Genomic DNA, 7,852 nt, shown 5'->3' with positions numbered 1-7,852 from the left:
TCCAATTAGGAAACAAAGCCATATCATGTAAAAATACACACTTCTTTTTAGTTCTGGACGTTAGGCTCCAAAAGTCATAGATTTATAAATCCACACCTTTGTATACAACTCCTCACTATAAAGGTGATCCAAGTTATATTCTATTGAGATAGATAATTTGTTTATTAACATCTAAACAACAGTAGTTGTTCATGATTTACAACCACAATTAACATCGAAAAAAATGTTTGTCTTAGATCATATCAACCTCAACTATGCCTCGTGCCACAGTGCAGTTTTCTGTACATTCATTGTCATATTCTGAAACACTTTCTTATATTTTTTTAAACTTTGTGGAGATTTCTATGTTAGAGCTCTTGATCGGATTAGTGATTACTATCGCTGTTGGTTACTTTATTGTGAAAGGCTATAAAGCGGCAGGTGTATTACTGACAGCTGGCCTTGCCCTACTTCTTATTACTGGCCTTATAGGTCACACAGTCTTACCCGCTAAGGTCGCTTCAACAGGTAACATGGTTACCGACTCACTAGAATTCGTTAAGTACATGCTTCAGTACCGTGGAGGCGGCCTAGGCATGCAAATCATGCTTCTTTGTGGCTTTGCTTCTTACATGACGCATATCGGCGCAAACAATGTGGTAGTAAAACAATTCTCTAAACCGCTTGCTGCTATCAAATCTCCATACGTACTTCTTGTTGCGGCTTACATCGTAGCGTGTCTAATGTCTCTAGCAGTAAGTTCTGCAACAGGCCTTGGCGTGCTATTGATGGCGACCCTATTCCCAATGATGACGGCAATGGGTATTTCTCGTCCAGCAGCGGTGGCGGTTTGTGCATCACCTGCAGCAATCATTCTTTCACCAACGTCGGGTGATGTGGTTATCGCAGCAGAAAAATCAGGTATGTCTCTTGATGTGTTTGCTGTTCAAACGGTACTGCCTGTTTCTATCTGTGCGATCATCGTGATGGCGGGTGCGGCTTTCTTCTGGAACAAATACCTAGATAAGAAAGAAAACACGCCAATGGAAAAAGTAGACGTTTCAGAAATTGAAACGAATGCGCCGGCTTTTTATGCTGCTCTTCCATTCTTACCTATTTTTGGAGTATTTCTATTCAACGGTCGTACCATTCCGGGCCTTTCACTTGATATCTACACCATCGTAGTAGGTTCAATTTTCGTGGGCGCTGTTATCGATTACGTTGTGAAGAAGTTTGACGGCGAAAAAACACTAGAAGACCTAGATTCTTGCTACCAAGGTATGGCCGAAGCATTTAAAGGCGTAGTAATGCTGTTGGTTGCGGCGGGTGTATTTGCTCAGGGCCTAATGTCTATCGGTGCAATTGATAACCTAATCGGCCTTGCTGAATCAGCTGGCGCTGGCGGTATCGCATTAATGCTTATCCTGACTGGTCTAACAGTTGCTGCTGCTATCGCGACAGGTTCTGGTAACGCGCCATTCTATGCATTCGTAGAACTGGCTCCGTCACTTGCTGCGAAAATGGGCTTGAACCCTGCGTTCCTAATCATCCCAATGCTTCAAGCGTCTAACTTAGGCCGTACAATTTCTCCTGTTTCGGGTGTAATTGTAGCGACTTCTGGCATGGGTAAAATCAGCCCGTTTGAAGTCGTTAAACGTACTTCAGTACCAGTAATCTGTGGTCTTATCACGGTGATCTTCGGTACGCTTGTTCTAGTACCAATGGCAGCTTAATTGTCAGTAAAACAGACATGATTATTTGGATATAAAATGCCCTAATAAAAAGGCGCTGAACTTAGTAAGTTCAGCGCCTTTTTTAATGTCACTTTCTCACATCGTCAAAACTATCGAGACATGTATAAACAGTCAGGCTTGAAATAGTGTTATCTCAAAGGACCAAGCCCTACTTCATTTCACCATAGCGTTCTAGATACAGAACCGTGGCAGCGGTACGGGAAGGCACTTGCAGCTTTTTCAGTAGACTCTTCATATGTACCTTAACTGTCGATTCAGAAATGAACAGGTGATCAGCGATCTGCTTATTGCGGTAACCTTTCGCGACTTCTTGAAGGATCTGCATTTCGCGTTCAGTCAGTTGTTCGAAGATATCATTGCGGCTTCCAGCATCATTTAGGTAACGAGCAACCACACTGCTGTAAGCCTTGTCACCGCTGTGTGCTTGCTTAAGCAGTTCAATTAACTCATCGGGTTCAGTGTCTTTCAACAAGTAGCCATCAGCGCCTGCTTTTACAATCGCTTCAATGTCTGCAGGGCTATCAGAAACCGTTAGAATAACAATGTTTGCGCTAGAACCGTCAGTGCGAAGTGCTTTCAAGGTATCTAAACCAGACATGCCCTTCATATTGAGATCCAAAAGGATCAAATCAGGTTCTTCTTCATGAGCAAGAGCAACCGCTTCAGTGCCGTTACTTGCTTCTGCAATCACTTCGAATTCGTCTTCAAAGCTCAGTAATTGGCTTATACCTCTGCGCATCAATGGATGATCATCAACCAGCATTACTTTACAAATCGTCAACTTTAACTTCCTTCAAACTTTTATATTTCAATATGACTGTACAGCCTTCACCTTGCGCCGCTTCAATCGTCAAGTCGCCATTCAGTCTTGCCGCACGCTCCTGCATAATGCTCATCCCGTAGTGGTTCACCTTGGAACTACTTGAGTCAAAGCCATCTCCATTATCTTTTATCACGACTAATACTTCACCGTCCTCATCGATACAGCATACATCTATCAAGTCGGCATTGGCGTGTTTTATTGCATTTATTGTTGCTTCACGAATCAATTGAAGCAAGTGAACCTGACTATGCGCATCAAGCTCGATCGATGAGAGATTATTAGTGAGGTTAATCTTCGCATCGGTTCTCTCGCTGAGCGCCTCAAGCATGGTACTTAAGGCGTCTCCAAAGTTGCCCTCTTTAATGGTCAACCTAAATGTGGTGAGTAGCTCTCTTAACTGGGTATAAGCGTCGGCTAAGCCGTTTCCGATCTCAGACGCGATTTGTTCAGATTGCTCTCGGTGCTGTTGCTCTGGCAGTTTGCCAATCACACGCTTTAATAGTGTAACTTGAATTTTCAAGTACGACAGTGATTGAGCCAATGAATCGTGGAGTTCACGTGCAATCGTGGCACGCTCTTCCATGATAATAAGCTGTTCAGCTTTCTTTTGAGCACGATTGTAGTAGATCGCTCTCGATAGCAGTTGAATGAAGCTTTCGATCAGAGCTTTAGTTGAGTGCCCGTGGTGATATGAACAGTATAAATAGCCGAGAATAAGTTCGTTATCGTCGAGTTTCATCTCAAACTTTTCGTAGTCTAAATTCGAATCGTAACCTTCATCCATAATCAATGAACGGCCTGAGTTATCGACAATCTCGAGCCTCAGTGATCCAATCCCTTCCAAGCTCACGAGATGCTGCAAGATAGCTCGGAAGTTTTCAGGAGCAATACGCGTCACCGTGAGCTCTTGTGACGAGTTATAAAGTGCCTGCAGCGACTGGTTCGCATTTTGCAGCTCAATCGTCTTTGCATCCACCACATCTTCAAGGTTTCGATAAAGCACGCCTAAATCTTTGGCCATCGAGTTGAAGGTTTTGGTCAAAATGCCCATTTCGTTGTTACTGGTCACCTTGAGTTCTACCTCGAAGTCGCTGTTTTTGATTCTTTGGCTCGCACCGACAAGAGCATGTAGCGGTTTAACAACCTGTTTACGTACAAAGTGAACAACAAAAAGAGATATGACCAGAATCCCACCAAGGCCGATACCACCAGCCCACGCTAACTTTATTAACTTGTCTTCAGAGAACTCTTGCAGCTTATAAACGAAGCCATCGATTTCAGCCACGAAGTTTTCAACCAACACGAGATAGTGATCGCGCTCTTCGCTATTCAAGACCTGTTTTAGCTCATGCCAACGGCCGATAATTAAATAGTAATCTTCTGTGATGTCTGTCGGAACATTCCAACTGACCAAATTAGTCATGGATGGCGAGTAAAGAGAACTTTCGAATTCACGAATATGAGATTCATAATCGACAGATTCTATTTGAATATCATGGGCTAAACGGTAGCTTTGCATTCGCATTGAACCGGCCACGTTAACCGCTTCCGCATCATTCAAACTTGAAGCCAAAGTAAAGATGGCAAAGCCAGTCGTAGCAACCGACAACAGCAGTATAGAGAGCAAAGATTTTGCTATCGTACTTGTTACAGATGAAACCGGTTTTATAAGCAAAAGTGCCTTCCTATTGATAAATGACTTGCCAGCGATATCGTATTGTCACACATCAAAAATCATAGCTCCATTCAATATGTGATCACTCGCTCCGTAATTTATTGATCTAAGACAATATATGCCCCCAATTAGCCCTTAGGGGGTATTTATACAATTGTTTCTAAAACTACACTACTTGTGAGGACTCATTACAAGATATTAATAGAATAATGACCTACAATTACAACATCTTAGTAACATCTATAGGTATCTAGTGGTAGATCTATCAAAACGCCGTCTTTTTTCAAGACGAAAAGTTGACTCAAGCCAGATTCGTTTGCCTTGGATTGACAGCCTAGAAAGCTTTACAGATGACTGTACTCGCTGCGGTAAATGCATCGAGAGTTGTGAGACTAAGATAATCATTGTAGGCGATGGTGGTTTTCCCACTGTAGATTTCTCTATTGATGAGTGTACGTTCTGCTATCAATGTGCAGATGTTTGTCCCGAACCCATTTTTAAGCCAAAGCAAGGAGAGCCTTGGCAAGCAAAAGCACAAATCTCTGATAAGTGTTTAGCGCAACAAAATGTTGAATGCCGAAGCTGTGGTGACATGTGTGAACCTATGGCCATTCAATTTGAACTTAGAGCAGGCAGTGTTGCTCTACCAAAAATCGAGTTAGATGAGTGTAGCGGTTGTGGGGCCTGCGTAGCAATTTGCCCTACTTCGGCTATTCTTGTGAGTAATGCATAAAACAAAAATAACGAGAGCAATTTATGGCACTAAATGAAGTGCATATATCAAGTTTAGTCGTGCATGTGAGCCCTGAGCATCTAAATGATATCAAAGCGGAGATCGATCAATTCGATAACGCTGAAATCTACGGAGATAGCCCTGAAGGCAAAATCATCGTGGTCCTAGAAACTGAAAACCAAGGTTTTGTAACGGACACCATCGAAGCAATAAACAACATTAAGAACGTTTTGGGGACAGCTTTGGTTTATCACCAAATCGAAACTGGACTCGACGAAACGGATTTAGAAACTGGAAGCAACAATTCTCAACTTGAGGGTGAAGTATGAAAATGACAAGACGTGCGTTTGTGAAAGCAAACGCAGCTGCATCAGCGGCAGCCGTTGCAGGTGTAACACTACCGGCAACAGCAACCAACCTGATCGCTAGCTCTGATCAAACAAAAATCACGTGGGATAAAGCGCCTTGTCGTTTTTGTGGTACGGGCTGTTCGGTACTAGTAGGTACTCAAAACGGCAAAGTGGTTGCGACTCAAGGCGACCCAGAAGCACCAGTAAACAAAGGCCTTAACTGTATCAAAGGCTACTTCCTTTCAAAAATCATGTACGGCAAAGACCGTCTAGAACAGCCTCTTCTTCGTATGAAAGATGGCGAGTTCCATAAAGATGGTGATTTCGCACCAGTATCTTGGGACAAAGCGTTCGACGTGATGGCTGAGAAATGGAAAGCATCTCTTAAGAAGAACGGTCCAACAGGTGTTGGTATGTTCGGTTCAGGCCAATGGACAGTAATGGAAGGCTACGCAGCCGTTAAGATGATGAAAGCGGGTTTCCGTTCAAACAACATAGATCCAAACGCTCGTCACTGTATGGCTTCTGCTGTAGTAGGCTTCATGCGCACTTTCGGTATTGATGAGCCAATGGGTTGTTACGATGACTTTGAACACGCAGACGCATTCGTACTGTGGGGTTCAAACATGGCAGAAATGCACCCAGTACTATGGACTCGTATTACAGACCGTCGTCTAAGCCACCCACACGTTAAAGTAAACGTACTGTCTACTTACTACCACCGTTCTTTCGAGCTTGCAGACACGGGTTACATCTTCAACCCTCAGTCTGACCTTGCGATCGCAAACTTCATCGCAAACTACATCATCCAAAACGATGCGGTTAACTGGGACTTCGTGAACAAGCACACGAACTTCAAGCAAGCAACGACAGACATCGGTTACGGTCTGCGTGACGATGATCCACTACAGAAAGCAGCCGCAAACCCTAACTCAGGCGAAATGACTGCTATCTCTTTCGAAGACTACAAAGCGTCTGTTGCTGAATACACAGTTGAGAAAGCGTCTGAAATGTCAGGTGTACCTCAAGAAGACCTTATCAAGCTGGCTAAGCAATATGCCGATCCAAACATCAAAGTAATGTCACTTTGGACTATGGGTATGAACCAACATACTCGTGGCGTATGGATGAACAGCCTTGTGTACAACATCCACCTTCTTACAGGTAAGATTTCTACTCCAGGTAACAGCCCATTCTCACTAACTGGCCAACCGTCAGCGTGTGGTACAGCGCGTGAAGTTGGTACATTCGCTCACCGTTTACCTGCCGATATGGTGGTTGCTAACCCTAAACACCGTAAAATTGCAGAAGATATCTGGAAACTTCCAGAAGGCACCATTCCACCGGTACCCGGCGCTCACGCTGTTCTTCAAGACCGTATGTTGAAAGACGGTAAAATCAACGCTTACTGGGTAATGTGTAACAACAACATGCAAGCGGGTCCAAACATCAACACTGAACGTCTGCCAGGTTACCGTAACCCAGATAACTTCATTGTATGTTCTGACCCGTACCCAACGGCAACAGCTCAAGCGGCTGACCTCATCCTTCCAACAGCAATGTGGATTGAGAAAGAAGGCGCTTACGGTAACGCAGAGCGTCGTACACAAGCATGGTACCAACAAGTGAAAACTGTAGGTGAAGCTAAGTCTGACCTATGGCAAATCATGGAATTCTCTAAGCGCTTCACTATTGAAGAAGTTTGGGGTGAAGAACTGGTTGCGAAAATGCCTGAGTACCGTGGCAAAACCATGTACGACGTGCTTTACAAAAACGGCAACGTTGATGCATTCCCACTGTCTGAAGCTCAAGAGCTTAACGACGATGCACAAGCTCAAGGTTTCTACGTTCAAAAAGGTCTATTCGAAGAATACGCAGCCTTTGGTCGCGGCCACGGTCACGATTTAGCACCATACGATCGCTACCACCAAGTTCGTGGTCTACGTTGGCCTGTTGTTGACGGTAAAGAGACACTATGGCGCTTTAAAGAAGGTTCAGATCCATATGCTAAGAAAGGTTCTGATTGGGACTTCTACGGCAAACCAGATGGTAAAGCACTGATCATCAATGCACCATACGAAGCGCCACCTGAAGTACCAAACGATGAATACGATATGTGGCTATGTACAGGTCGTGTTCTTGAGCACTGGCACACAGGTACTATGACTCGTCGTGTACCAGAACTTTACAAAGCAGTACCGGATGCACTTTGTTACATCCACCCTGCTGATGCTAAAGCTCGTGGTCTTCGCCGTGGTGATGAAGTTCTTATCGAAAACAAACGTGGTGAAGTACGCGTTCGTGTTGAAACTCGTGGTCGTAACCGTCCACCACAAGGCTTGGTATTCGTACCATTCTTTGATGCAAGAATTCTGATCAACAAGTTGATCTTGGATGCAACGGATCCTCTGTCTAAACAGACGGATTACAAGAAGTGTCCAGTTAAGATCACTAAGGTCGCTTAAGGACAATATGTTCTTACCACTTAGCTCGTAGATCTGACGTTTTTAATATTGCGACTGCTTTTTTCGTTACTTT

6 protein-coding genes are annotated in these 7,852 nt (G+C 44.0%); 4 read left to right on the top strand and 2 right to left on the bottom strand.

Annotation, left to right across the window (positions count from 1 at the left end):
- The first annotated feature begins 344 nt into the window (after positions 1-344).
- The gene (gene dcuC, locus AB4249_RS10030; RefSeq protein ID WP_016788598.1) at positions 345-1,712 is read left to right on the top strand and encodes an anaerobic C4-dicarboxylate transporter DcuC; all 1,368 of its coding nucleotides are present in this window, start codon (positions 345-347) and stop codon (positions 1,710-1,712) included.
- A gap of 169 nt (positions 1,713-1,881) precedes the next feature.
- Here dcuC and AB4249_RS10025 read toward each other — a convergent pair whose 3' ends face one another.
- Together AB4249_RS10025 and narQ are read right to left on the bottom strand one after the other, a co-directional pair.
- Entirely contained in the window at positions 1,882-2,514 is a 633-nt protein-coding gene (locus tag AB4249_RS10025; protein WP_017062609.1) for a response regulator, read from the bottom strand.
- The gene (gene narQ / locus AB4249_RS10020) at positions 2,501-4,231 is read right to left on the bottom strand and encodes a nitrate/nitrite two-component system sensor histidine kinase NarQ (RefSeq protein ID WP_017062610.1); all 1,731 of its coding nucleotides are present in this window, start codon (positions 4,229-4,231) and stop codon (positions 2,501-2,503) included. Before narQ ends, AB4249_RS10025 begins: the two co-directional genes overlap by 14 nt.
- A 253-nt stretch (positions 4,232-4,484) precedes the next feature.
- Here narQ and napF point away from each other — a divergent pair, with 253 nt between their 5' ends.
- The 3 genes from napF to napA are packed head-to-tail and all read left to right on the top strand — an operon-like array spanning position 4,485 to position 7,779.
- Complete coding sequence (gene napF / locus AB4249_RS10015) at positions 4,485-4,964, top strand: ferredoxin-type protein NapF (protein ID WP_017062611.1); 480 nt, start codon at positions 4,485-4,487, stop codon at positions 4,962-4,964.
- A 23-nt stretch (positions 4,965-4,987) separates the two neighbouring features.
- Positions 4,988-5,293: a chaperone NapD gene (locus tag AB4249_RS10010; RefSeq protein WP_372102961.1), complete on the top strand. Its 306-nt coding sequence runs from the start codon at positions 4,988-4,990 to the stop codon at positions 5,291-5,293.
- Positions 5,290-7,779 (top strand): periplasmic nitrate reductase subunit alpha, encoded by a 2,490-nt coding sequence (gene napA, locus AB4249_RS10005; RefSeq protein WP_372102959.1) that lies wholly within the window; start codon positions 5,290-5,292, stop codon positions 7,777-7,779. The genes AB4249_RS10010 and napA overlap by 4 nt, the downstream gene beginning before the upstream one ends.
- Positions 7,780-7,852: the final 73 nt, after the last annotated feature.

The sequence above is a fragment of the Vibrio sp. 10N.261.55.F4 genome (assembly GCF_041470465.1).
Classification (GTDB): Bacteria; Pseudomonadota; Gammaproteobacteria; order Enterobacterales; family Vibrionaceae; genus Vibrio; species Vibrio crassostreae_C.
Note: the sequence above shows the minus strand (reverse complement) of the source record. Positions and strands in the feature narration are given on the sequence as shown.